Annotated in this window: 18 protein-coding genes and 1 pseudogene; 7 read left to right on the top strand and 12 right to left on the bottom strand. The window is 71.4% G+C overall.

Annotated features, from left to right (window positions below; all coding sequences use genetic code 11):
* Window positions 1–4: 4 nt before the first annotated feature.
* The 3 genes and pseudogenes from ABIA35_RS34050 to ABIA35_RS34040 all read right to left on the bottom strand — a co-directional run.
* A complete protein-coding gene (locus ABIA35_RS34050; protein WP_370360691.1) occupies window positions 5–1843 on the bottom strand; it encodes an ATP-binding cassette domain-containing protein in 1839 nt (612 codons plus the stop codon).
* 56 nt (window positions 1844–1899) lie between these two features.
* Window positions 1900–2808: a substrate-binding domain-containing protein gene (locus ABIA35_RS34045; protein WP_370336298.1), complete on the bottom strand. Its 909-nt coding sequence runs from the start codon at window positions 2806–2808 to the stop codon at window positions 1900–1902.
* 95 nt (window positions 2809–2903) lie between these two features.
* A pseudogene (locus ABIA35_RS34040) lies at window positions 2904–3305 on the bottom strand (molybdopterin-binding protein); the annotation flags it as partial.
* Window positions 3306–3499: 194 nt separating this feature from the next.
* On the opposite strand from ABIA35_RS34040, the gene ABIA35_RS34035 reads away from it, so the two are divergent.
* On the top strand, window positions 3500–3973 hold the full coding sequence (locus ABIA35_RS34035) for a hypothetical protein (protein WP_370336300.1): 474 nt from the start codon (window positions 3500–3502) through the stop codon (window positions 3971–3973).
* Window positions 3974–3997: 24 nt separating this feature from the next.
* Here ABIA35_RS34035 and ABIA35_RS34030 read toward each other — a convergent pair whose 3' ends face one another.
* Window positions 3998–5044, bottom strand: a complete 1047-nt coding sequence (locus tag ABIA35_RS34030; RefSeq protein ID WP_370360690.1) for an ankyrin repeat domain-containing protein — start codon at window positions 5042–5044, stop codon at window positions 3998–4000.
* A gap of 86 nt (window positions 5045–5130) precedes the next feature.
* Between ABIA35_RS34030 and ABIA35_RS34025 the strand changes: the two genes are divergently transcribed.
* The gene (locus tag ABIA35_RS34025; protein ID WP_370336303.1) at window positions 5131–5619 is read left to right on the top strand and encodes a hypothetical protein; all 489 of its coding nucleotides are present in this window, start codon (window positions 5131–5133) and stop codon (window positions 5617–5619) included.
* Window positions 5620–5670: 51 nt separating this feature from the next.
* Here the strand turns inward: ABIA35_RS34025 and ABIA35_RS34020 are convergent, their stop codons facing one another.
* Entirely contained in the window at window positions 5671–7239 is a 1569-nt protein-coding gene (locus ABIA35_RS34020; protein ID WP_370360732.1) for a TROVE domain-containing protein, read from the bottom strand.
* A 352-nt stretch (window positions 7240–7591) separates the two neighbouring features.
* On the opposite strand from ABIA35_RS34020, the gene ABIA35_RS34015 reads away from it, so the two are divergent.
* The gene (locus tag ABIA35_RS34015; protein WP_370360689.1) at window positions 7592–8395 is read left to right on the top strand and encodes an alpha/beta fold hydrolase; all 804 of its coding nucleotides are present in this window, start codon (window positions 7592–7594) and stop codon (window positions 8393–8395) included.
* 14 nt (window positions 8396–8409) lie between these two features.
* Here the strand turns inward: ABIA35_RS34015 and ABIA35_RS34010 are convergent, their stop codons facing one another.
* From ABIA35_RS34010 to ABIA35_RS34000, 3 genes are all read right to left on the bottom strand, one after another.
* Window positions 8410–9801, bottom strand: a complete 1392-nt coding sequence (locus tag ABIA35_RS34010) for a glutamate decarboxylase (RefSeq protein ID WP_370360688.1) — start codon at window positions 9799–9801, stop codon at window positions 8410–8412.
* A gap of 138 nt (window positions 9802–9939) precedes the next feature.
* The gene (locus tag ABIA35_RS34005; protein ID WP_370360687.1) at window positions 9940–10173 is read right to left on the bottom strand and encodes a chaplin; all 234 of its coding nucleotides are present in this window, start codon (window positions 10171–10173) and stop codon (window positions 9940–9942) included.
* 190 nt (window positions 10174–10363) lie between these two features.
* Window positions 10364–11866: an MFS transporter gene (locus ABIA35_RS34000; RefSeq protein ID WP_370360686.1), complete on the bottom strand. Its 1503-nt coding sequence runs from the start codon at window positions 11864–11866 to the stop codon at window positions 10364–10366.
* A 153-nt stretch (window positions 11867–12019) separates the two neighbouring features.
* Between ABIA35_RS34000 and ABIA35_RS33995 the strand changes: the two genes are divergently transcribed.
* The 4 genes from ABIA35_RS33995 to ABIA35_RS33980 are packed head-to-tail and all read left to right on the top strand — an operon-like array spanning window position 12020 to window position 16267.
* A complete protein-coding gene (locus ABIA35_RS33995) occupies window positions 12020–12391 on the top strand; it encodes a YciI family protein (RefSeq protein ID WP_370336313.1) in 372 nt (123 codons plus the stop codon).
* The gene (locus tag ABIA35_RS33990) at window positions 12388–13620 is read left to right on the top strand and encodes an RNA polymerase sigma factor (RefSeq protein WP_370360685.1); all 1233 of its coding nucleotides are present in this window, start codon (window positions 12388–12390) and stop codon (window positions 13618–13620) included. Before ABIA35_RS33995 ends, ABIA35_RS33990 begins: the two co-directional genes overlap by 4 nt.
* A gap of 38 nt (window positions 13621–13658) precedes the next feature.
* Window positions 13659–13970 carry a hypothetical protein gene (locus ABIA35_RS33985; RefSeq protein WP_370336316.1) on the top strand — a complete coding sequence of 104 codons (312 nt, stop codon included), beginning with the start codon at window positions 13659–13661 and terminating at the stop codon, window positions 13968–13970.
* Entirely contained in the window at window positions 13970–16267 is a 2298-nt protein-coding gene (locus tag ABIA35_RS33980) for a putative T7SS-secreted protein (protein ID WP_370360684.1), read from the top strand. The genes ABIA35_RS33985 and ABIA35_RS33980 overlap by 1 nt, the downstream gene beginning before the upstream one ends.
* 18 nt (window positions 16268–16285) lie before the next feature.
* On the opposite strand, the gene ABIA35_RS33975 is transcribed toward ABIA35_RS33980, so the two are convergent.
* The 4 genes from ABIA35_RS33975 to ABIA35_RS33960 form a co-directional block, all read right to left on the bottom strand.
* Window positions 16286–17413, bottom strand: coding sequence for a VWA-like domain-containing protein (locus ABIA35_RS33975; protein WP_370360683.1), 1128 nt, complete (start codon window positions 17411–17413; stop codon window positions 16286–16288).
* Between the two features lie 316 nt (window positions 17414–17729).
* The gene (locus tag ABIA35_RS33970; protein WP_370360682.1) at window positions 17730–19121 is read right to left on the bottom strand and encodes a sigma 54-interacting transcriptional regulator; all 1392 of its coding nucleotides are present in this window, start codon (window positions 19119–19121) and stop codon (window positions 17730–17732) included.
* 2 nt (window positions 19122–19123) lie between these two features.
* Window positions 19124–20551 carry a hypothetical protein gene (locus ABIA35_RS33965; protein WP_370360681.1) on the bottom strand — a complete coding sequence of 476 codons (1428 nt, stop codon included), beginning with the start codon at window positions 20549–20551 and terminating at the stop codon, window positions 19124–19126.
* 416 nt (window positions 20552–20967) lie between these two features.
* Entirely contained in the window at window positions 20968–22989 is a 2022-nt protein-coding gene (locus ABIA35_RS33960) for a protease pro-enzyme activation domain-containing protein (RefSeq protein WP_370336325.1), read from the bottom strand.
* Window positions 22990–23321 lie beyond the last annotated feature (332 nt).

The following is a 23321-nucleotide window of genomic DNA, read 5'->3' as shown; positions in this document are numbered from 1 at the left end:
CATCCTAGGGCGCGGGCCACACGATGACCGCGTGAGAAGGAACGTCGACGCGGCACCGCGCGCCGGGCTCGGGCACCTGTCCGGCGGGGACCGTGACCGTCAGCTCCTCGCCGCCGTCCTCCAGCCGCAGGATCAGTTCGGCGATGGGCCCGAGGTGCGCGACGTCGTCCACGATGGCGGCGACCCCGCCGGCCGCGACCAGGCGCACGTCGTGGGGCTGGACGCACCAGGCGACGTCGGCGGGGGGCGGGGCGGCGTTCTGCCAGGCCGGAGTCGCCAGCGCCGAGGCGGGAAGCGGAATGCGGTACGGCCCGCTTTCCAGGATCCCGTCGGCGTCCACATGTCCGCGCGCGATATTGCGGACGCCGAGCAGCCGCGCCGCCGCGGGACCCGCCGGCTGCGCCAGGACCGCGCGCGTGGAGCCGTCCTGCAAGACCGCTCCGTCCGCGAACAACAGCGTGTCCTGCGACAGCAAGGCCGCGTCGTCGGGATCGTGCGTCACGAGGACCGAGGTCAGCGCCGTCTCGCGCAGGACGGTCCGCAAGAGCCTGCGCAGCTCGTCGCGGACCGGCGCGTCCAGGCCCGCGAACGGCTCGTCGAGCAGCAGCAGCCGGGGCTCGCGGGCCAGCGCCCGCGCCAGGCCGACCCGGCGCGCCTGACCGCCGGACAGCTGGTCGGGGTAGCGGTCGGCGAGCTCGGTCAGCTTGAGCCGGTCCAGCCAGAACGCGGCCAGCGCCGGATCGGCGCCGACGCCGAAGGTGACCTGCTCCCAGACCCGCAGATGCGGCAGCAGCGTCGGATGCTGCGGAAGGTAGCCGATACCGCGCCGTTCGGCGGGCAGCGCGGCCAGGTCCCGGCCGCCTAGGGAGATGCAGTTGTGCGCGTCGTGCGCCGGCAGCACCCCGGCGAGCAGGCGCAGGGTCGCGGACTTGCCGGAGCCGGAGGCGCCGAGGATCGCCAGGTTCCGGCCCGCGCCGCGGTGCGCGACCGCCAGCCGGAAGCCGCCGAGCCGGGCGGTCACGTCGAAGTCCAGGACAGGCCCCTGCGACAGGGCCGGGGGCCGGGGCTCGGGGAGCCGGACCGGCCGGCGGCGATGGGCCCGCCGAGCCGGACCGCGGTCGGCGATCAGCAGGACGACCAGGGCCGCGCCGAGGGTCACCAGGACCGGGATGGTCGTCGCGGCCAGCCCGGTGCTGCTGAACTGCACGTAGGTGAAGACCGGCAGGGTGTAGGGGTGGTAGGCCAGCACGATGGTCGCGCCGAACTCCCCGAAGGCCCGCAACCACGCCAGCAGCATCCCCGCCCGGATGCCGCGGGCGGCGATCGGCAGCGCGACCCGCAGGGTCTGGGACAGCGCGCCGTGGCCGAGCGTCGCCGCGACGTCCAGCTGGGCCGGGTCCACCGCGGCGAAGGCGGAGCGCGCCGAGACGACCAGGAACGGCGCCGCGACGAAGCACTGCGCCAGCACGACTCCCGTGGCGCTGTCGGTGAGCCCGCCGTTGAAGAACTGGCCGATGGCCGTGTACGGCCCGACCAGGTAGATCAGCAGGATGCCGCTCATCAGCGGCGGCAGCGCGAGCGGCAGCTGGACCGCGACGCCGAGCACGCCGGCGGTCCGGCTCGTCGAGCGGGCCAGCAGGTAGCCGAGCGGGACGCCGAGGAAGGTGACGACGGCGGTGCTGATGGACGCGGTGATCAGCGACGTGCGCAGCGCGTCCCCGACGCCCGGCGCCGAGGTGGCCGCCGCGCCCTGGCCCGGGACCCGGACCAGGAAGGCGACCAGCGGGACGAGCAGGTAGGCGACGAGCAGCGCGGCCAGCCACGGCAGCGGGGTGCGCAGCATCCGCAACCCTGGGTTCCCCGTGGCCGGCCGCACTGTGTCAGTACTCAGATCCAGCGTCAGCCGGCGTTGAGCACGGTCTTCAGCTGGGCCGGCACGGATCCGGCGTCGCCGGTGACCTTGACCGGCTGGAGCTGCAGACCGTGCTTGGTCATGAAGGCCTTGCCCGCGTCGCTGAGCAGGTACTGGACGAAGGCGATGCCGGAGTCGGCGTCCGGGGCCTTGTTCAGGACGCTGACGGTGTAGGTGGCCTGCAGCTTGATGTCCCCGAGCTCGACCGTCGGGATGTTCAGCTCCGCGGCCTCGCTGGAGTAGAAGAACCCGGCGTCCAGCTGCCCGGACTGGAGCCGGCCGACCAGCTGCTCCTCGGGGAACACCTGCACCGCCGAGGCGGGGATGTTGTCCTTGGTCAGCGCCTGGGCCGCGAGCTTGCCCTTGGGGTCCAGCTTCGGGTCGGTCGAGCCCATCTTGAACCCGGCCTCGGTGATCACCTGGTTCCAGGGCTTGGACTTGATGTCCGCGGCGAACTTGCTGTTCGGGTTGTAGGCGATGACCAGCGGGGCCGTGCCGAAGGTGGCGTACCAGGACTCCCAGCCGCCGTTCGCGTCGCCGGTCAGGCCGGTGTTGGCGTCGGTGGAGGCACTGATGAAGACGTCGGCCTGCTTGACCTTGCCCTTGATCTCGGTGACCAGCTGGGTGGAGCCGGCCGCGTCGCCCTGGAAGTCGCCGCCGGTGGCCTTGTCGTAGGCCGGGCCCAGGTCGTGCTCCATCAGGTTCGCCAGCGAGGCCGCGTAGGCGACCTTGACCGGGCCGGACGCGGTGATCGCCGACGACGACCCGGAGGTCGCCCCGGACGTCGAGGCCGCGGGTGAAGTCGTTCCGGGGCTTGCCTTCGGCGAGCTCTTGGAACTGCTGCACCCGGCCAGCAGAAGGCCGGTGGCCACGACCACGGCCGCTGTCTTCTTCATGAACGCCCCCTCGAATTCTGCACGTCTTGCACGACCTGCCCGGTCTGCACGGTCTGGTGCTCTGGTTCCACAACAGCCTCGGCCTCGTCGGTCTTCGGCTTGCCCGGATGCGGAGCCCGAACGGCGGCACGTTCCACGACCACCGTCGTGGACTTGATCACCGCGACCGCCGTGGCGCCGACCCGCAGGTCCAGCTCGTCCACGGCCTCCCGGCTCATCAGCGACACCACCCGGAACGGCCCGGCCTGGATGTCCACCTGCGCCATCACCGCGTCCTTGGTGACCGCGGTGATGATGCCGCGCAGGCGGTTGCGGGCCGAGGACACCTCCGAGCGCTCGTCGGCGGCGGCCGCCAGCGACGAGGCGAAGGCGGCGAGCTCGGGTCCCGGGATCACCCGGTGCCCGTTCTCGTCCCGCCGCGCGCTCAGCCGTCCGGCGTCGGCCCAGCGGCGCACGGTGTCGGCGCTGACCCCCAGCAGTTCGGCGGCCTCACCCATCCGGTACACGTCCACGCGGTGAGCTTACAGCGCAGACGCCAGGGCAACAGGCCGTGAGACCTTGCATATTCATAACGGATGGCGCACATCGTCTGGCAGGTGCCGTGACACCCCTTGCTTCCGCGCGCGCCCGCCCTAGGGTGGATCGTGGGCTGCGCCCGCCTTCGGACGCGGCCCGCGCGAGGGAGGATCCCATGCTCGGTGAGCAGGCCGGCGCCGTCCGGCCGGTCGAGGGCGGGCTCGTTCGGCTCGGCGGCGAGGTGCGCACGCCGCGGGTCCTGAGCGCGGCCGACCTGTGGTCGCTGCGGCGTCACGAGTGCGAGGTGGAGTTCAGCTGCCGCAAGAGCGGGCCGCGCCGGCACCGCTTCGCCGGGCCGCTGCTGCTGGACGTGGCACATCTCGCCGAGCCGGCCTTCGTCCGCGGCGAGCGCAAGGACCGGCTGCGGTTCCTGCTCTCGATCCGCGCCCGCGACGGGCACCGGGTCGTGCTGTCGTGGGCCGAGATCGACCCGGAGTTCGCGAACATCCCGGTCCTGCTCGGGCTCACACGGGACGGGAATCCCTTGGACTCGGAGGGTCCGCAGCTGGTCGTGCCCGGCGACGTGTGCGGGGCGCGGCACATCAGCGGGGTCGCGGACGTGCGGATCCGCAGCGATTCGGGGGACTGAGCCCTCAGCGACTCATAACAGCCCTCAGCGAAGGTAGGCGGGCTCCGGGGTGGGAAGCGGATCGGGATTGGCGATCACCCACGTCACGGCCAGCTCGCTGAGCCGCTGGGTGTGCTCCTCGGGGCTGTTGCGCCGGTAGCCCGCGGCGAGCGTCTTCGCCTCGGCGAGCTGCGCTTCGGGCAACGGGACGCCAGAGGCGAGCAGGCCGGGGAGGGCGCGGACCATCGCCCGGAAGTCGTGGTCCCAGTTGATGCCGCCGTTGCCGAGGACCTCGTGGGCCAGCCGGCCGGTGATGCGTATGACTTCGCCCTGTGCAGTGGCGGCCGGGCCCTTGCTGGGGACGAGGAAGTCCCAGAGCTCCTGGTGCCGGTCGTCCCACGCGGTGGCGGTCACGGTGATCGGCGAGGTGCCGTCGTGGGTGCGTCGCGCCTCGACCGGGGTGACGCCGAAGAGTCCGTACAGGCGCTCCAGCCCGGCCTCGGTCTGCGGAAGGTAGTCCGGGTTGAAGCCCGCGCGGTGGAACTCGAACTTCTTGCCGATCGCCTCGACGCGCTCGCGCATCTGGTTGGTGATGGGGGTGCCGGCGTCGAGCAATGCCTCGGCGACATCAGCCATCTCCTGCAGCCGGATGTTGGTGCAGCGCGCGAGGCCGGCCGCGAGCGCGTTCTGCCGCCCGACGACGGCCAGCGGATCCGCGCCGCGCTCGAGCAGGAGGCGCACGGTCGACGGCTTGGCGCCTTCGGCGGCCCCGTGCAGGGCGGGCTGGTCCGGCGCTTGGATGTCGGCGCCGGCGTCCAGCAGAGCGCTGACGAGGTCGTCGCAGCCGGCGCGAGCGTGCTGCCACAGCGGGGTGCGGTGGTAGGTGTCGGCGGCCTCGATGTCGGCGCCCTCGGCGACCAGCCACGCCACCAGTTCCGGCGGGATGCCGTGCACGCCGAGCGCGGTCGGCCCGTAGGCGCCCTGGCGGGCGTCGAGCTCGGTGGTCGCGAAGACCGCCTTCATCGCTTCCAGATCGCCGGAGCCGAGCGCGGTGTCGAACTCCTTCGGCAGCCGCTTCTTCTTCCTCGACATGCCGGCAAGCATAGGGAGGGCTTCGGACATCAAGCTCGCGATTCCCCCGCCGAAACTGTCCTGACCGGCGACTACGCTCTCCGGCCATGGGTGTGTTACACGACTACTTCCGAGCGCCCGACGCGCCGACGGCCATCGCCTGGGCCGTGGCCTCCGACACCGGGCTCGATGAGCACGGTGCCGACTGGTTCGACGCCAAGGGGCTCGACGTGCACATCGTGGTCGGGCAGTTGGTGTCGTTCGCCGAAGGGGTGCCGTTCCGCGTCGAGCGCGGGGAGGGGCCGCGGTTGGTGTGGCCGGACCAGGAGGCGTGGCCCTACGGGGAGGTGCGCCCCGGCGAGGAGTCGCCGTGGGATGCCGGGCTGCTGCTGGAGGTGATGCCGGAGGCGTGGGTGGCGACGCTGGCCTCGGTGAGCGACGACCACCTGCCGATGCTGGCCGCGCAGTGGATGGAGATTCCCGAGGTCGCGTTCGACGACTTCGCCGACGCGAGGAGTGCCGTCGAGCAGTTCCGGGCCTTGGCGCGCCGCACGCAGGGGCACGGGCACGGGGTGTTCGTCCGGACCATCATCTAGCCCATCTAGCCCATCTAGCCCATCTAGCCCGTCCAGCCCATCCAGCCGCGGCTAGCCGACCCGGTCCGGGGCCCACGGCCACTGTCCGTCCCCGCCGGCCTCGATGAACGGGATCAGCCGGAACGCGGCGTCGCTGAGGCCGCCGAAGGTGTGGCGCCGAGGGCCGGGCGCGGCGTGCCCGAACGCGTAGCCGACCAGGTTCCAGGTGTACACCGGAACGTCGTCCGGGACCGGGGCGAACACCTGGCGCGCCGAGAGGAAGGCCTGCTCGTCGGTGATGACGACGACGCGGTCGTGCCCTCGGTAGTGCCGCTCGACGGCATCCGCCGTGTTGGTCCCGCCGCACTCGGTGAAGCGGCCCACGGTCTCCAGGACCGAGTCCTGCGCGGACAGCTCGATCCGGGTGCTGCGGGTGCCGAACTCGACGAGGTCCGCGGCTTCCGACCGCAGCGCCAGCGCGGTACCGAAGACGGCGGCGGCGTCGGCCCGGGTCAGTTCGGTCGCCCCCTCGGCGGCCCAGAACATCGAGCCGGAACGGTCCACCAGGACCAGCGTGCGCCCGGGCAGCGAAGGCACGCTGACCAGTGAATGCCCCAGTGCCGTCTCCAGCGCGCCGCCCCAGCGAGCCCGGTCGGCATGCCGGTACGCGGCCAGGAACCGGAACGGGAACTGCCGCGAGCGGGCCACCTCGTCGCGGTCGGAGAGCCGCCGCACCACCTCGGCCGTCGCCGCCTCGCCGATCCCGGCCTCGTCGAAGTTGCGCAGGTTGCGGACCAGCGCCATCGCGCCCATCGACGGGATGATCGCCTCCCACGCAGCGGCGTCGAGCGGCCCCTGAAGCCACCCCGCCAGCGCCTCCCACGTCATCCCGGCCCTGGCCAGCACCTCGGCGGCACCGGGAGCGGTCACCACCGCACGCCGCTCGGCCACCGGCACGGCCATCAGCGCGTGGTGCGCCACGAACAGCTCGGAGCCCGTCGGCGGCACCGCCCGCTTCGTGTGGTGACGCCGGTCCAGCGCGTACCGGAAGACGTCGGCCTGCCACGGCCGCTCCGGGTCCGGCGCGGGATGTGTCAGCTCCAGGACATCGCCGAAGCGGAAGGAAGTCGACCCCGAAGGAGTGTCGTACTTCAGCAGCGCGCGCCCCGTGTACAGCCGCCGCACCGCATCCGCGACACCGCGCTTCAGAGGCATCGGCAGCTGCCGCCCGAAGCGGCTGGTCCAGTACTGCAGGAACTCCCCCGGCTCGTCCGCACGCTGAAGCACCGCCGAGACGGCCTGTCGCGAGTAGCCGTGCAGCCCTTTCTGCTGCCGCGCATGAACGAATTCCGCAGCGCCCACGAGGGAAGTCGTGCGCATGTTGCCGGTGGCGCGCAGCCAGCGCAGCAGGCCCACGGTCCACTCCGGATCCGTCAGCGCCTGTTCCCGGACCAGCCGCAGGAAGCGCCGTTCACGGGCTTCGGCCTGCTCGTAGAACGTCGGCTGCCCGGCCATGTTCGCGGCGGCGAGCAGGAAGAGCTCTGTCTTGGGGTCGCGCAGGTACGCGGCCCCGCCGGAGTGGGGCCGCATGCACAGGAGATCCCGCCGGATCTTCTCGGCCTCCCAGGTGGGACGCACCATCTCGGCCGCGCGGGCCTGCTGCCAAGGAGCGAGCCGGCGCACCACGAGTTCGGCGGCGTCGTCCTTGATCTCGTCTCGGGTGGCGGTCTTGATCTGCTGACGGTTGAACCGGGGCATCAGAAGTCTCCAGCACCTCCCGAGATCCAGATGGGGCACCGGCGAGGGTTTTTCTTGTCAGAAGTAGCCGGGGCGCGCCGCGCAGCGGGAGGTGCGGCAGCAGACGCTACTAGGCCGCGCCCCGGCAGGCATCTGATTAATCGCGGCCGTTCCCGCACACTTATGTAGTACCCACTACAGAACATGGTACGGTTCTTCTGTAGCGAGCACTACAAATACTTGTGAGGGGACTTCCATGTCTGCCATCGGCACGCTCCACGCCCCCGAGGCCGTCCTGGCCCGCACCGTCGGCGGCACCGGGCCCGGCCTGCTGCTGGCGCACGGCGCCGGCGGCAGCGTCGCGCTGAACTACGGCCCGATCCTGGAGGGCCTGGGAGCCGGGCACACCGTGGTCGGGATCGACTACCCGGGGACCGGCCGGTCGCCGCGCGCCGCCGGACCGCTGACCGTCGACTTCCTGGCCGACCAGCTGATCGCCGCCGCCGACGCCGAAGGGCTGGACCGCTTCGCGCTGGCCGGGTTCTCCCTCGGCGGCCCGGTCGCGATCCGGACCGCGGCCAAGCACCCGGACCGCGTCAGCGCCCTGATCCTCACCGCGACGTTCGCGCACCGGGACGCGCGCCTGGATCTGGCCGCGAAGCTGTGGGGCGAGTTGTACGAGGCCGGCGACATCGTGCGGCTGGCGGAGTTCCTGACGCTGGCCGCGTTCAGCGCCGAGACGCTGCGGGCCATGCCGGAGCAGGAGCTGCGGGCGGCGATCGAGGGGCTGGCCCAGCTCATCCCGGCCGGCACGCCGGAGCACGTCGATCTGGTCCGGCGCGCGGACGTGCGCGGGGACCTGGCCTGGGTCACCGCGCCGACGCTGGTCGTCTCGACCACCGCCGATCCGCTGGTCGCCCCGAGCCTGCACGAGGAGCTGGCGGCGAAGATCGCGGGAGCGCGGCTGGCCCGCATCGCGACCGGGCATCTGCCGTTCGCCGAGCGGCCCGCGGAGTGGCTGGGGCTGATCACCGGGTTCCTGGCCGAGCACGCGGTCTGAGCGCGGCAGGCACCTCAGTGGTGGAACGCCGTGTGCTCCGCGTCCGGAAGCGGCTCGGTCAGCTTCTCGAGGTAGGCGACCGCGTCCTCGATGTCCCGCATGAGGTTGGCGGCCAGGTCCATGCTCATCCCGTTGCGGATCACGACCCGCTGCACGACGGTGTCCGACAGGTTGTCGGGCAGCGGGTACGCCGGGACCAGCCAGCCCTTCATCCGCAGCCGGTCTGAGACGTCGTACAGCGTCCAGTTCGCGGTGTGGCCGGGCTTCTGGCGCCAGGCGAAGACGGGGATGTCGGAGGCGTCGTGCATCAGCTCGAAGGCAGGCATCGCGCCGATCCGGTCGGCGAGATACTGCGCGACCTCCTGTGACGCCTTCTGGACCTCCTGGTACCCCAGACGGCCCAGGCGCAGGAACTGGAAGTACTGCACCAGCACCTGCGCGGCCGGACGGGAGAAGTTCAGGGCGAACGTCGGCATGTCGCCGCCGAGGTAGCTCACCTTGAAGACCAGGCTCTCCGGCAGCAGGTCCACATCGCGCCACAGGATCCAGCCCAGGCCCGGGTTGACGAGCCCGTACTTGTGGCCGGAGGTGTTGATGGAGGCGACGCGCGGGACCCGGAAGTCCCATTCCAGATGCGGCTGCAGGAACGGGGCGACCATCGCGCCGGAGGCGCCGTCGACGTGGATCGGGATGTCCAGGCCGGTCTCGCGCTGGATCTCGTCCAGGGCCCGGCTGACCTTCAGCACCGGCTCGTACACCCCGGTGTAGGTGACGCCGAGGATGCTGACCACGCCGATGGTGTTCTCGTCGACGTAGGACCTCAGGTCCGTGCCGTCGAGCGTCATGTGCTCCTCGGTGATCGGCACGTAGCGCGGTTCGACGTCCCAGTAGTTGCAGAACTTCTCCCACACGACCTGCACCGCCGAGCTCAGCACCAGGTTCGGCCGGTCGGTCGGCTTTCCGGCCGCCCGCCGTGCCTCCTGCCAGCGCCGCTTGAGGGCCAGGCCGCCGAGCATGCAGGCCTCGGAGGAGCCGATGGTCGAGCAGCCGACGGCCCGCGCGGGGTCCGGCGCGTGCCACAGGTCGGCCAGGATCCGCCAGCACCGCTCCTCGATCGCCGCGGTGCTCGGGTACTCGTCCTTGTCGATCATGTTCTTGTCGAAGGCTTCGAGGTACAGCCGGCGCGCCTGGTCGTCCAGCCAGGTGCCGACGAAGGTCGCCAGGTTCAGCCGCGCGTTGCCGTCGAGCATCGCCTCGTCGTGCACCACCTGGTAGGCGGTCTCCGGCAGCATCGGCGTGTCGGCCAGCCGGGTCCGGGGCCGGCTGCGCAGCTCGCCGGGCCGGGCGAACAGCGGGTTGACGTCCACGTCGCCGCTCAGATCACGGTCGCTGTGGTGATGCGGCATGTGTGCCCCTCCTTGAGAACCGGCTCCCCGAACAACGCTCTCCCGCAACGCCGGGCCCGGCAAACCCTATGGCGCGTCGCGGAAAAGGCAGGACCCCGGGCCGTGGTACGGCCCGGGGTCCTGGGGAGCGTCAGCGCGTCAGCGGTTGACGCAGACGGTGTCGTCGCTGCTGAGCAGCGCCGACAGGATCCCGATGTTGTCACCGCAGACGTTGACCGGGATGTTGATCGGGATCTGAACGTTGTTGCCGGACAGCAGGCCGGGCGAGTCGCTGGCCCCGCCGATCGCGCCCGCGCCCGAGGCGGAGGCCGTGCCCGCGGCACCCAGGACGGCGAACGCGGCGACCGCCACGGCGACGAGAGTCTTGCGCATGATTGAAGCTCCCTGACGTTAGAAGATGCGAATCATGCAACCTCTACCCTTTCCGTCCATACCTCGTAAACCGGACTACATCTTCCGAGCGACAAGCCTCCGGCTGCGGAATACCCGGTCCAGTACAAGGTCGCCGCAGGTCATGGCTTTGCGAAACGACCTCCTGAAAAGTCACCCATACGGACGGATCTCAGTGGGACGCCACGAGCTCCGGCGCGGCCGCCTCGGCCGCCTGCGCCGGCCGATCCGGTGCCGGCTTCATCACCAACACCAACACCGCCAGGGCGGCGAAGACGACAGCGGCGATCATGCCGTTCACGTGCACACTGGCGGTGAACGCGGCGCGCGCCGTGTGCAGCGTCGCAGCTGCCTGCTCCGTGCTCTGGTGGCCGCTCGCGGCGAGCGCGGAGGCCAGGGAGTCCGAGGTGCCGTGGGTGTGGGCCCGGTAGACGACGGCCGCCACGGCACCGAGCAGCCCCAGCCCCAGCGATCCGCCCAAGTAGTTGCCGGTCTCGGACATGGAGGCGGCGCTGCCGGCCCGCTCGGGCGGGACGCTGCCGATCACCAGGCCGGTCCCGAGCGCGAACAGCGGACCCGCCCCGAAGGCAAGAACGGCGATGCCGGCCATCAGCAGCGGCAGCGTGCCCGGGCCGTCAACGCCGGTCAGCAGCAGCCCGCCGACCGCCGAGACCGCCAGGCCCGCGGCGATCGCGGTCGGCTGCCTCATCCGGCGGGTCAGCGCCGGAGCGGTCATGGTGCCGAGCGCGACGCCCAGGCCCATCGGGGCGAACAGGATCGCCGCGGTCATCGGCGTGTGGCCGAGCACGCCCTGCAGGTACTGCGTCACCAGCAGCCCGGTGCCGGCCATCGCCAGGCCCGAGAAGACCAGCGCGATCAGGACCGCGGTGAACGGCCGACTGCGCAGCAGCCGCAGGTCCAGCAGCGGCGCGGGCAGCCGGAGCTGGCGGCGCACGAACGCCACGCCGAGCGCCGCACCGACCGCCAGCGCCGCCAGCGGCACGGCGACCGTGTCCGCGATCGCCAGCTGCTTGATCCCGTAGACCATCAGCAGCACCGCCGCCAGCGACAGCGCGACGCTGGCCGGATCCAGCCGCCCGTCCCGCGCGCCCTTGGACTCCGGCAGCACGAACGGCCCTGCGACGACCAGCAGCGCCATCGCGGGCACCGCCGCCAAGAACACCGAGCCCCACCAGAAGTGCTGCAACAGGAACCCGGCCAGCACCGGCCCGACCGCTCCCCCGGTGAACTGGCAGGTGGCCCAGATCGCGATGGCCCGGCCGCGGTCGCGGTCGTCGGGGAACATGGTGGTGATCAGCGCCAGGATGGACGGCGCCAGGGTGGCCCCGGCGATCCCCAGCAGCGCCCGCACGACGATCAGCATCAGCGGATCCACCGAGAACGCCGCCACCAGCGACAGCACCCCGAAGGCCGCGGCCCCGGTCAGCAGCAGGCGCCGGCGGCCGATGCGGTCGCCCAGCGTCCCCATGGTGATGACCATCCCGGCGACCATCAGCCCGTAGGAGTCGCTGATCCACAGTTGCTGGACCGCGCCGGCCCCGAGGTCCGCACTCAGGTGCGGCAGCGCCAAAATCAGCGCCGTCACGTCCATCGCGACCAGCAGGGTGGGCAGCATGAGCAGGGTCAGTCCCAGCCAAGCTCTGTCGACTCGCATCTGTGACTCCTCTTCTCGACGTTTTCACCGGGGAGTCGGAGCGGCCCGCGGATTCTTGACGTTTTCCGGCGGAGGATGTCAAGAACGCCGCGGCGGCTCCGACAACTGGGTGAAAGGGCCCCGCCGGGCGCCCCCGACCCGAGGAGTGACGAGATGAAGTTCCTGATCAGCATGCACATCAACCCCGCCGTGCTGGACGCGCTGACCGAGGAGGAGATGGCCGGGATCGGTGAGGGCCACGGCCGGTTCATGCAGGCCCTGAAGGACTCCGGGGAGCTGATCGTGACCCAGGCCCTGGTCGACCCCTCCCAGGCGGCCGTGGTGCGGGTCCGCAACGGCCAGCCGGTCGTCACCGACGGCCCGTTCCTGGAGGCCAAGGAGTACCTCGGCGGCTTCTACCTGGTCGACGTCGAGGACAAGGCCCGGGCGATCGAGCTGGCCGCGCAGATCCCGGACACCGCGATCGAGGGTCTGGGCGTGGAGGTGCGGCAGGTCATGTTCTCCGATGGACAATTGGAGGCATGACGGCACCGGTGACCGAGGACCTGCTCCGCGACCTCACCCCGCAGGTCCTCGGCGCGCTGGTGCGCCGGTACGGCCGGTTCGAGGGGTGCGAGGACGCGGTGCAGGAGGCCGTCCTGGCCGCCACGGTCCAGTGGCCGGCCGAGGGCGTGCCGGACAACCCGCGCGGCTGGCTGACCACGGTCGCCTCGCGCCGGCTCATCGACCAGGTGCGCAGCGACTCCGCGCGGCGCGAACGGGAGGAGCAGGTCTGGGCCTCGGAGGTGACGCCGGAGGAGATCCCGGACACCGACGACACCCTGGTCCTGCTCTTCCTGTGCTGCCACCCGACGCTCACCGCGGCCTCGCAGATCGCGCTGACCCTGCGCGCCGTCGGCGGGTTGACCACCGCCGAGATCGCCCGCGCCTTCCTGGTCCCGGAGGCCACGCTGGCGGCCCGGATCAGCCGCGCCAAGCAGCGGATCAAGAACGCCGGGAGCACCTTCGAGCTGCCGGGCGGCGCCGAGCGCGAGGAGCGGTTGCAGGCCGTGCTGCACGTGCTCTACCTGATCTTCAATGAGGGCTACACGGCGTCCTCCGGCGCCGAGCTGGACCGCGTGGACCTCGCGACCGAGGCGATCCGGCTGACCCGGATGGTGCACGCGCAGCTGCCCGACGACGGCGAGGTCGCCGGGCTCCTGGCGCTGATGCTGCTCACCCACTCCCGGCGCGAGGCCCGCACGACCGCGGACGGCGACCTCGTCCCGCTGGACGAGCAGGACCGCACGAAGTGGGACGCCGAGCTGATCGCCGAAGGCCTGGAACTGACGAAGGCCTCGCTGGCCGGCCCCGAGCTGGGGCCGTATCGGCTCCAGGCCGCCATAGCCGCCACGCACGCCGTCGCCACCGACCCCGCGGACACCGACTGGCGGCAGATCCACGCGCTGTACCTGGTCCTGGAACGCATCGCGCCGAACCCGATGGTCACGCTGAACCGCGCGGTCGCGCTCGCCGAGATCGAGGGCCCGCAGGCCGGGCTCGCGGTGCTGGCGACACTGGACACGGACGAGCGGATGGCCAAGCACCACCGGCTGCTGTCCGTACGGGCCCACCTGCTGGAAATCGCCGGCGACACCGAGGGCGCGTACGAGAATTACCGGCTCGCGGCCAAGGCGACGGCAAGTATTGCCGAGCAGCGCTACCTGGAGTCCAGGGCGAGAGCGCTAAGGGGCCCCCTCCCCACAGACTTCTGATACAAACAGCTGCATCAGCTGCGCAGAAGGGGGCTCGTATGTCTGACGACACCTTGAAGATGGACGCCGACGCGCTCGACGGCTTCACCACTCAGCTCACCGATCTGATGCGATACGAGTCGGCGACCATGTTCCCGGCCTCCTTCGCCGGACAGATGGGCGACTCCGGGGTCGAGAACGCCATATCCGACATGGCGAACACCGACCTGTCCGTCGGCCAGCGCCTCAACAACTACCTGTCCGCCCTGGCCGGGCTCACCGGCGCCAGCGCGAAGGCCTCCCGCGCCATGGACCAGCAGCTGGCGGACAGCGCGAACAACCCGCCGCACGGGAAGCTGGCGCAGCTCTGATGGCCCCGCGGAACAGCAACGACTGGCGCGTGTTCGGGCTCTCCGGCGACCCGGTGCCCGGCGACCCCTCGTCCGTCCAGAACGTCGCACAGATGCTCACCGCCCGCGAGACCGCCGCGTACGAGGTCAGCGTCGGGGTCAACGGCCTGGCCACCGACCAGGAGGTGAACGCCTGGCTCGGCTCCAGCGGCGACGCCTTCCGCAAGACCCTGGAACCGGTGCCCGGCCTGCTGCGGCAGATGGTCGACGCCTACAACGAGGCCGCGGCCGCGGTGAGCAAGTACGGCTCGGACCTGGCCACGGCGCAGCACTTCGCCGACTCCGCCTACCAGCGGCGGGTGGCCACCATCAACGACTGGAAGAGCAAGAACCCGGGCAAGCCGCTGCCGCCGGACGGCACCCCGCCCCTGGACGTCGACCTCGGCCAGTGGAACAGCGAGCAGGCGGCCATCACCGAAGGCGCCATCCCGGGCCGGGACCAGGCCGCGAGCACATGCCTGAAGGCACTGCAGGACGCCGAGAGCAAGCTGCGCCGGGTGCAGTCGGCGCTGGGCGACCCCAAGTTCGCGAACTTCAACAACACCTACGTGGCCAACGGCGGCGACCTGTCCGAGTTCACCCGGTCCTACGCGCCGGTCAACGTCTTCGGCGACGTTCTGGAGAAGGCCGAAGTCACCGACCTGAACAACATCCTCAACGGCGGCAAGACCGACGCCAGCCCGGACGTGGTGCGCGCGGAACTGACCGATCTGACCTCCGAGTACCAGAGCGACAGCGCGTTCTGGCACCAGTTCGGGCCCTCGCTGGGCACCGTCGTGGACTGGATCCACAACAACAAGGGCCCGGAGAGCACCGACGCCTCCGACCAGATCCTCATCAACACGCTGGGACAGCACACGGCGGCGGCGGCCTCGAACGGGTCGCTCAGCTCGCTGGACGTCACCGGCCTGGGCACCGCCGGCATGATCGGGCTGGCCAAGCTGCTGGGCACGACCAAGGGCTCGGACTACCAGAACCAGAGCGGTCAGGACTTCCTGGCGTTCACGACCCAGGCGTACATCGACGGCGAGTCGAACGTCGACGCCTGGGACAAGCAGAACTACGACGGCGCCATGAACACGATGCTCGGCGTGACCGGGCAGAACGACGGCGCGGCGCGGACCCTGTTCGCCGGCAGCGACGGCCAGCACCTGGTGACCGAGCTGCTGACCGGCGAGGCGAACGTGACGCGGTCGCAGTACGCCGGCCGCGCGGGCAGCACCACCGTCACCGCCAGCGGCTACGAGGGCGTCGACCCGAACAACATCGCCAAGCTGCTGGACGCGGCCCGGGCCCCGGTCGACGGCAGCGGCGTCCGCGGGGACGACCAGGCCGACACCGACCGGATCAGCGCGGCGAACAACATCATCCAGGCCGCCGCGGCCTTCGACCACTACAACCCGCAGACCAACTCGCTGTCCCAGGTCACGGGATGGAGCCTGCCGCCGGCGGTGACCAACTCGCTGGAGGGCTACGCGAAGTCGTACTCCTTCGACCTGGCGATGTCGACCACCGACCAGAACAACGGCGCCGGCCTCACCACGGTCGACGGGCAGCCCAACGGGCAGCCGATGTTCCTGGTCACCGCGGCGCAGGCGCACGACTTCCTCGACCTGTCGTTGAAGGACCCGCACGCCGCCGGGGACTACCTGGGCTTCGCGAAGGCGCAGTTCCAGAACTCGGTGAAGCTGGACATGATGAGCAACGGCACGGTCGACCACACCACGGGCTACGCCAACCTGGTCGCCACCTCGCAGCAGATCATCGACGAGCAGCACATGTCCGCGGCCCAGGCCCAGGACGCGGCGGCCGCGCAGCGCGCGGCGGTGGTGAACGCACTGCTGGGGGCGGCCGGCAACGCGCCGGGCGAGGGCGCGGTCGTGGGCGTCGGCCAGACCCTGGACGGCCTGGTGACGCCGTTCGTCGACCAGCTGCCGGGCCTGCAGTCCGGCCACGCCGCCGACATGGCGGTCGCCAACCACCAGGCGGACCTGCTGATCGGCGGCCAGGCCGACATCTCGGTGGTGCAGGCGGCCGTCGACAGCGGCAAGCTGACGGTCGGCACCGGGACGGACCAGATCCCGCCGGGGATCCTGGACGGCAGCGGACACGTGCAGGACGACCCGCAGTTCCGCGCCTGGTTCGGCTCCAGCGGCCAGAACCTGATCGTGGCGCCGACCAACGATCCGCACCTGAAGAGCCTGAGCCTGGAGGACTACGTGAACCGGATGAAGGGCGCGATGGCCGGGCACTCCTGAGCCCTCCAGCTCACCCCCTCACTCCAGATGGACCGTCTCGATCCACTGCGGGGGACGGCAGTCGACGAAGTTGTTGTCGCTGTCGAAGTAGGTCAGGGAACGGCTTGAGGCGAACAGGCCCGCGACGACGCGGCACCCCGGCTCCTCCTTGGGCCACGGGGTGCCGCCGTCGGTGAGGACGACGGTCACGTCAGGGCGCGGCATGCGGGCCATCGCCGCGCGGATGCCCTTGCGCAGGTCGGTGCCGCCCCCGCCGATCAGCATGAGCTCCTCGGCCCGGCACACGTGCTGCGCGGTCGCCACGGCCGCGTCACAGGTGTAGACGGCGACGTTGCGGCCGGAGACGCCGACGGCCCGGGTGATCGCGGCCACCTCGGTCAGGGCACTGCCGAGGTTCACGTCGGACACCGAGCGGGAGGTGTCGATGACCACGGCCACCTGCGGCAGCGGCCGGCGCAGACTCGGCAGCACCAGCCGCCCGCCCAGGCTCGCGGTCCGGCGTCCGGGGCGGCGGTAGGTGTAGTCGCCGGCGCCGGCCGCCGCGCCGAGCGAGGCGCGGAAGGCTGCGCCCAACAGGGTGCGCCAGTCCTGCGGGGCCCTGTCGTAGCGCTCTGCCCAGCGCTGCCAGCCGGCCGGGGCCGTCCCGCGGCCGGCGGCGATGGCGTCGCGGACGCTGATGCGGATGGCGGCGGCCTGGTAGTCGCCGAGGGGGTGGGCGCCGGCGGCGTCGTCCTCCCAGAAGGTCGGTCCGTCGTGGGCGCCGGAGCCGCAGTCGGTCCAGTGGTCGGCGACCATCGAGGAGGTGACGTCGTGCACGTACTCCTCGAAGAGATCCCGTTCCGGGACGCGGAGGCTCTCGGGGGTCAGTGCGCCGTCGGGCAGGCGCGGACCGGTGTCCTCGGCGCCCGGCGGACCGGTCAGGCTCTTGAGGAGGTCGTCGTTGATCTCCAGATCCATCGCGATGTTCAGCCGGACCTGCTCGCGCCGGGGGTTGGCGGGATCGAGCGCGGCCGAGCCGGGCCGCCCGGCCGCCTCGTGGCGGGCACTGGCCTCGGTGAGGCGGCGGGCCCGGGTGTGGTGGTCGCGAACCAGGTGGGAGACCTCGTGGAGCCAGACACCGGCGAGGTCGCGGACGTTGTAGGCCACGACGAAGGCGGGGTGACGTAACAGCGCCAGTGGCGGTCGACGCCCATGGTGGGAACGGCGTAGGTGGGGACGACGGCGATCGCGTGCAGGGCGACGGCGAGGTAGGGGCAGGCGGTGACGGCCAGGCGGCGCGCGGCGAGGAGCTTGGGGGCGTCGAGGGCTTCGGCGGCTTGGGCGCGGTCGGGCTTGTCGGGTTCCTGATGGGGCTGGTGCGGCTGCGGCTGCGGCTGGATCGGCCGGGACGCCGCCGCTACCGGGCGCGAGGTCAGGCGGCTGGGACCGGCCATGACGGCCGGCGTCGGAATCGTCGGTGCCGTCACTCGCCCCACCCCAGAAGTGCGTCGAGCGCGCCGAGACCGTCCAGCTGCGCGGGAAGCTCCCACACCGGATCGCGCAACGCCGCGAGCTGCATCGCCGGCGCGGCGAGGAGGTCGACGGGGACGGTCGCGCACAGGCGCGCGACGAGGGTCCAGCCGGCTTCCCAGCGTGTGCGGGTGGTGTCGCGGCCGACGGCGTCGACGACGGCGGCGAGGGTGGCATGGACCAGGTCGCCGCGCTCGGGAAGCTCGGCACCGGCCGGATCGGCGAGGACGGCCTCGGGATCGGGCAGGTCCTGGCGCTCCAGGAAGGCGAGGAGCTCCAAGCCCGCGCCGTCGCCGACGGCCCCGCGCACGGCGAGGGCCACCGCCTCGGGCGCGGCGTCGGCCGCATAGCCGAAAGCCAGAAGCCGCATGACCATCTCCCAGGTCCGCGGCGAGGGCCAGGCCCCGGCACGCGCCGCGGCGGTGGCGGGCATGCGGTGGGCGTAGTCGGGACGCACGGTGAGGAACGCGCAGACCGCAGTCCGGGCCCGGGCCACGGAGCGCTCCAACTTCGCCGGATCAAGCTGCGGCAACGGCACCTCCGGCCACACCCCGCCAAGACCGCGCACGACGACATCGGGATCGTGCAGCCACGCCAGATGGACGAAGCGGTTGGCCAACGGCGGCGCCAACTGCCACCCGTCGGCGGCACTCCCCGCGGGATTCGCCGCCGCGACGATGCGCACCGCGCCGGGCAACTCGAGGCTGCCGACGTGCCGCTCCAACACGACGCGCAGCAACGCGGCCTGCACCGCGGGCGGCGCAGAGGAGATCTCATCGAGGAACAACAGACCGCTCCCGGCACGATGCAGCCGCACGGCCCAGTCCGGAGGCGCCATCGCCACCCCCTGCGAAGCCGGATCAGCGCCGATGATCGGCAACCCCGCGAAGTCGGAGGGATCATGCACACTCGCGATGACAGTCTCCAACGGCAACCCGAGCCCCCGCCCAAGCTGCACAAGCGTCGACGACTTCCCGATCCCCGGCTGCCCCCACAGAAGCACCGGCAGATTCGCCGCGACCGCGAGCGCCAGGGCCTGTACAGCCGGATCGGGCCGGGACTCGGTGGCCGTGGCCCGGGTGAGGGCGATGAGGTGGTCGGCGGCTTGGAGCTGGGTGAGGGCGGGAGGTTCGGCGGCGGGCTCGGCGAGCGGCGCCGCAGCAGGGCTGGCGCTTTCGGCGGGGCTCGCGGCGGCAGGCCCGGCGGGCAGCGCAGCACCGAGGCTGGCGCTATCGGCGAGGCTCGCGGCGGCGGGCCCGGTGGGCAGCGCGGCAGCAGGCTCGGCGAGGCTTGCGGCGGCGGCGAGCTCTATCCCGGCGGTCTGAATCTCAGCAGTCAGTGTCATGGTCACCTGTGTGTTCGGGCCGCGACCCCCTTCCGGGCGGGCAGGCGGTCGGGGTCGGAGGGGCGGGGTCGGGTGGCGTCGGCGAGGATCATGCGGTGGCGGATCGTGGTGGCGGCGTAGGTGTTCAGGGCCTCGGCGACGGTGCCGCCGTCCGGGAGTCTCACGCGGCTCAGCGCCGCGCGGGTTCCGGCGTGGGTTTGGAGGAGGTCGCGCACGTCTGCGGTGCGGCCGTGGGCGAGGAGGGCTTCGGCCAGCTCGATGACGTGCCGTCCCGAGACCAGGTAGTTCAGGGCCTGCTGGCACGGGTTCGTCGGGCCGCCGAGGCGGGACAGGAGGGCTTCACGACCTGCGTTGGCCGCGTGGTCGAGGATGTGCCACGCGTTGTCGCGGAAGGCGATGCGGTGGCGGTCCGTACCGCAGTCGATCCACAGCGCCGGGCCGCCATCCAGCTCACAGGGGCCTGCGATGAAGGGGACTTCGCGGTAGAGCCATTCGTCGGTGCCGGGAGCGGCGGGCTGCCGATCGGCGAGCAGCGCCGGAGCGATCAGCGGGTGCAGCTCGTGCGCGCCGAGGTACCCGAAGCGGAGCAGGTCGGCGTCGAGGACCCGTGTCCACACAGCGTTCGGCACGATCGGCAGCCCGAGCGACTCCGACTCCCGCTCGGGCTCCCGCCGCAACTCCCGCTCTGAATCCCGATCCCCGGCCACCCGCACGACCACCGCGCCCGAGTTCAACCCACTGAGCACCAGTGCCCCGACACCCGACCGCACCACGGCCGCATCCGCACCGGGCAGCGCCAGCCGCACCCGGTCGGCAAGCCCCGGGATCCGGATCGGGAGCGCGGCCAGCCACCGTACTCGGCGCGGCGACTCGGGAAGCAACACCTCGAAACCCGCCGCGTGCCAAGCCTCCACGACGCAACCGGCGTCCTGCAAAGAGGCGATCTCCCGCTCGGCAGGCGTGGCGTCGCACAGCCCGGCCAACTTCGGCGCGGCATCGGCGCTCCACAACATGCGATGCCCCACCAAGCCGAACCGCTCCGGATACCTCAGCCGCACTGCCGCCAGCACCGACCGCGTCACCCCGTCATCGCGCCCGCCGAGCAGCACCAGCACGACACGCTGCCCGGCATCCAGCGCGAACTGCGGCGTCGCAGCCGCTAACGTCAGCCGCCGGACCCCGTCCGTGAGATCCGCCAGCGGCACCAACAGCCCCGCGAGCAGATCACCCGAACCGTGCCCGCGCCGCGGCAGGTGCCAGCGCAACAGATCCGGCGACAGCTCCCGCAGGACGCCCAGCAACTGATCGGCGATCGCGGAACCGTAGTACCGCCGCACCGAATCAAGCCTCAGACACACATCGACATCGGCGGCGGCACACGCGCCCCGCCAATCGCCGACCGCACGCCGCTGCGCGACCGCCGCGATCATCGTCGGCGGGACCCCATACCGACGCGCCGCCACAGCAGCGCGTGCACGGGTCTCAGTCAGAGTCGCCGAAAAACCCGGTGCGTCATCGGCACCGGAACCAAGGGGGCCGTCAAGCGCTCCATCAGAGCGCGATCCCCCGCAATCAGCCGTCCGCACCGGCTCCGTTCCCGTCATGGGGAAACGGTGGTGTCGGCGGCCTCCAATCTCTGCATCAGCATTCTTCGTTGGTGGTCATCGGGGACGATGGACAACCGGCATCATGCACCGCGCCCCGGTTCAAGCGCAACCGCGATCGAGAACACGAACAGAAACCAGAACCGGCCGCCCCGCCCCGAAGGGCGAGACGGCCGGTCCGTTCACTGCCGCGCGGGTCCTGTCACCAGGTCGGGCGCGTCATCACTTGCTGCTTCACTTGCTCAGTGGCCGAAGCCGAACGACCGCAGGAACAAGGCGTTCGGGGAACCGACGCCGGTGGCCTCGTCGTAGCCGCGGGCGGCCGGCAGGCCCTCGTCCAGGCCGTACTGGATCAGGCGGTACTGGCCGGCGGCGGGGCTGCTGGCCGGGTACTGGAACACCACCGAGTGCGTCGGCGAGCCCGCGATCTGCGCCGGGTTCTGGACCACGTCGGAGGTCAGGAAGGAGCGGGCGTAGATCGCCGGGTTGGCGAAACCGACCGGGATGCCCCACTGAGCCTGCTGCGCGTCGGCCAGGATGCCGGCCCACGAGGGCGCGGACACCGAGGTGCCGCCGTAGCCGGACTCGCCGTAGACGCCGTTGGTCGACATGCCGACCAGGGTGCTGCTGAAGTACAGGTCGCCGTTCAGCGCGATGTCCGGCGTGGTGCGCATCGGGTGCGCGGCCTTGGCGCCGCTCATCAGCGTGGTGGACAGCTTGTTCGGGACCGTCCAGCTCTGGTACCAGGGCTGCGCCTCGGTCTCGCTGACACCGCCGCCGCCGCCGAAGGTCTCACCGGCCGGGGTCCACGAGGTGGAGCCCGGGGCGGTGCGCCCGCTGCGGGTGTCGCCCATCGGCGTCTGGAAGGCGATGTTGCCCTGCTTGTTCAGCGCCAGGGCGGTACCGCCGACCGAGGTCACCCAGGGGGAGGACGTCGGCCACTCGACCTGCGCGCGGGCGGAGGTCGGGTCGCAGTTCAGACCCTTGGAGATGGAGTAGGCGTCGTCGTTCATGCAGTCGCCGGAGGAGAAGTCGAAGGCGATGCCCTCGGCCGCGCCGTCCATGAAGATCTGGTTGTACGACGCCTCCAGGGCCGGGTCGATGTTCCCGCCGGTGGAGTACTGGATCTCGCCCCAGCTGTTCGACACGACGTCGGCCAGGTGCTTGTCGACGATGTTCGCCTCGGCGGCCAGCAGGTCGCTGTCGAAGCAGGAGTTCGCCGCGACCGTGATGATCTTGGCGTCCGGGGCCAGGCCGTGCGCCATGTCGACGTCCAGCGACTCCTCGCCGAAGTCGCCGTAGCCGCACAGCTGCTGGTTCGTGTACTGCGACGGGTCGTTGACCTCGGAGTACTGGCCCGGCGCGAACGGCTTGTCGCCGTGGTTGACCGAGTACTGGTTGGCGTCGGCCTCCATGGTCGGCGAGCCGTACCAGTTCACGATCGCGATCGTGGCGCCCTTGCCGGTCAGGCCGGTGTTGCTGACACCGTAGGCCTGGCGGAGCTCGGACGGGACCACCGAGCACTGCGCCAGCGTGGCGGGCGTGGTGTAGCCGGCCGGCACGGCCGGAGCGGAGGACGGCGCCTTCTTCTGGCCGTAGTAGTCCGAGCAGGACGGGTCGTTGTTGGCGACCGGGCCCTTCTTCGTCGTGGTCTGCGGGTCCGTCGAGTGGTTGGTGACGGCGTGCACAGTGTCCTGCGACAGGCCGGTCACCCCGCTGATGACCCCGGCCAGCGCGTCGGGGATCTTCGCGTCGCTCTGCGGCGCGCGCAGCGTGCCCTGGGGCGTCTTGAAGTTGTGCAGCTGCGTGCCGAACGCCTTCTGCGCGTCGGCCACCGAGCCGGTGACGTCGATCCAGTGGCTGTTCGTGCCGGTGACCTTCAGGCCCGACGTGTTCAGCCACGCGGTGACCGCGTCGATCTGCTTCTGCGAGGCGCCGAAGCGGCTCTGGACCTGCGCGGCGCTCAGGTACTGGTGGTACTGGGGGCTGGACGGGTCGCTCACGGCGCGGGCGAAAGCCGCCAGCCCGGCCGAGTCCTGACCCGAGAGGAACACCCGCACGCTCAGCTGCGCGGCGGTGGCGGTCTGGCCGAGGTCGGCCGAAGCGGTAGCGTAGGCCGGGGTGCTGCCTGCGAGCGTCGCCGAGCCGGAGTCGGCGTTCGACGGCGCGGCCATCGCCACGCCGGCGGTCACGAACGCCGCGACGGCCGTCATGGTCGTGGCCGTGGCTATTCGTCGGCGGTGCCGTGGTACGGCATTGGTCATGGTGCTTGTTCCCTTCCCGAAAAGAGGGACGAATGTTCCCAATGCCCGATTGACGCTTTGTGGGCACAGGGATAAAAGCCCGCGTCGGTCATTTCTATAGATGGCCGCCAGAGAAACACAAGGGTAAGAAGCACACGAGTTTGATGGCCGCCGCCGAGTTGATCAGGATTTTACGAAACCATCACGGTCCGTCGCCGCGCACACACCCCGGGAACTCGGCGAAACACCACGAACCGGTGACAATCCTTTGCAGTGGCGGGAAACCCCTAGGCCGGAAGCGGCCATCACGGCCGACCCGGCCGGCCGTCCCGCGGGGGTCGCCGACCGACGCA

It is taken from the genome of Catenulispora sp. MAP12-49 (assembly GCF_041262705.1).
Lineage (GTDB): Bacteria > Actinomycetota > Actinomycetes > Streptomycetales > Catenulisporaceae > Catenulispora.
This window is presented reverse-complemented; position numbering and strand designations above follow the sequence as displayed.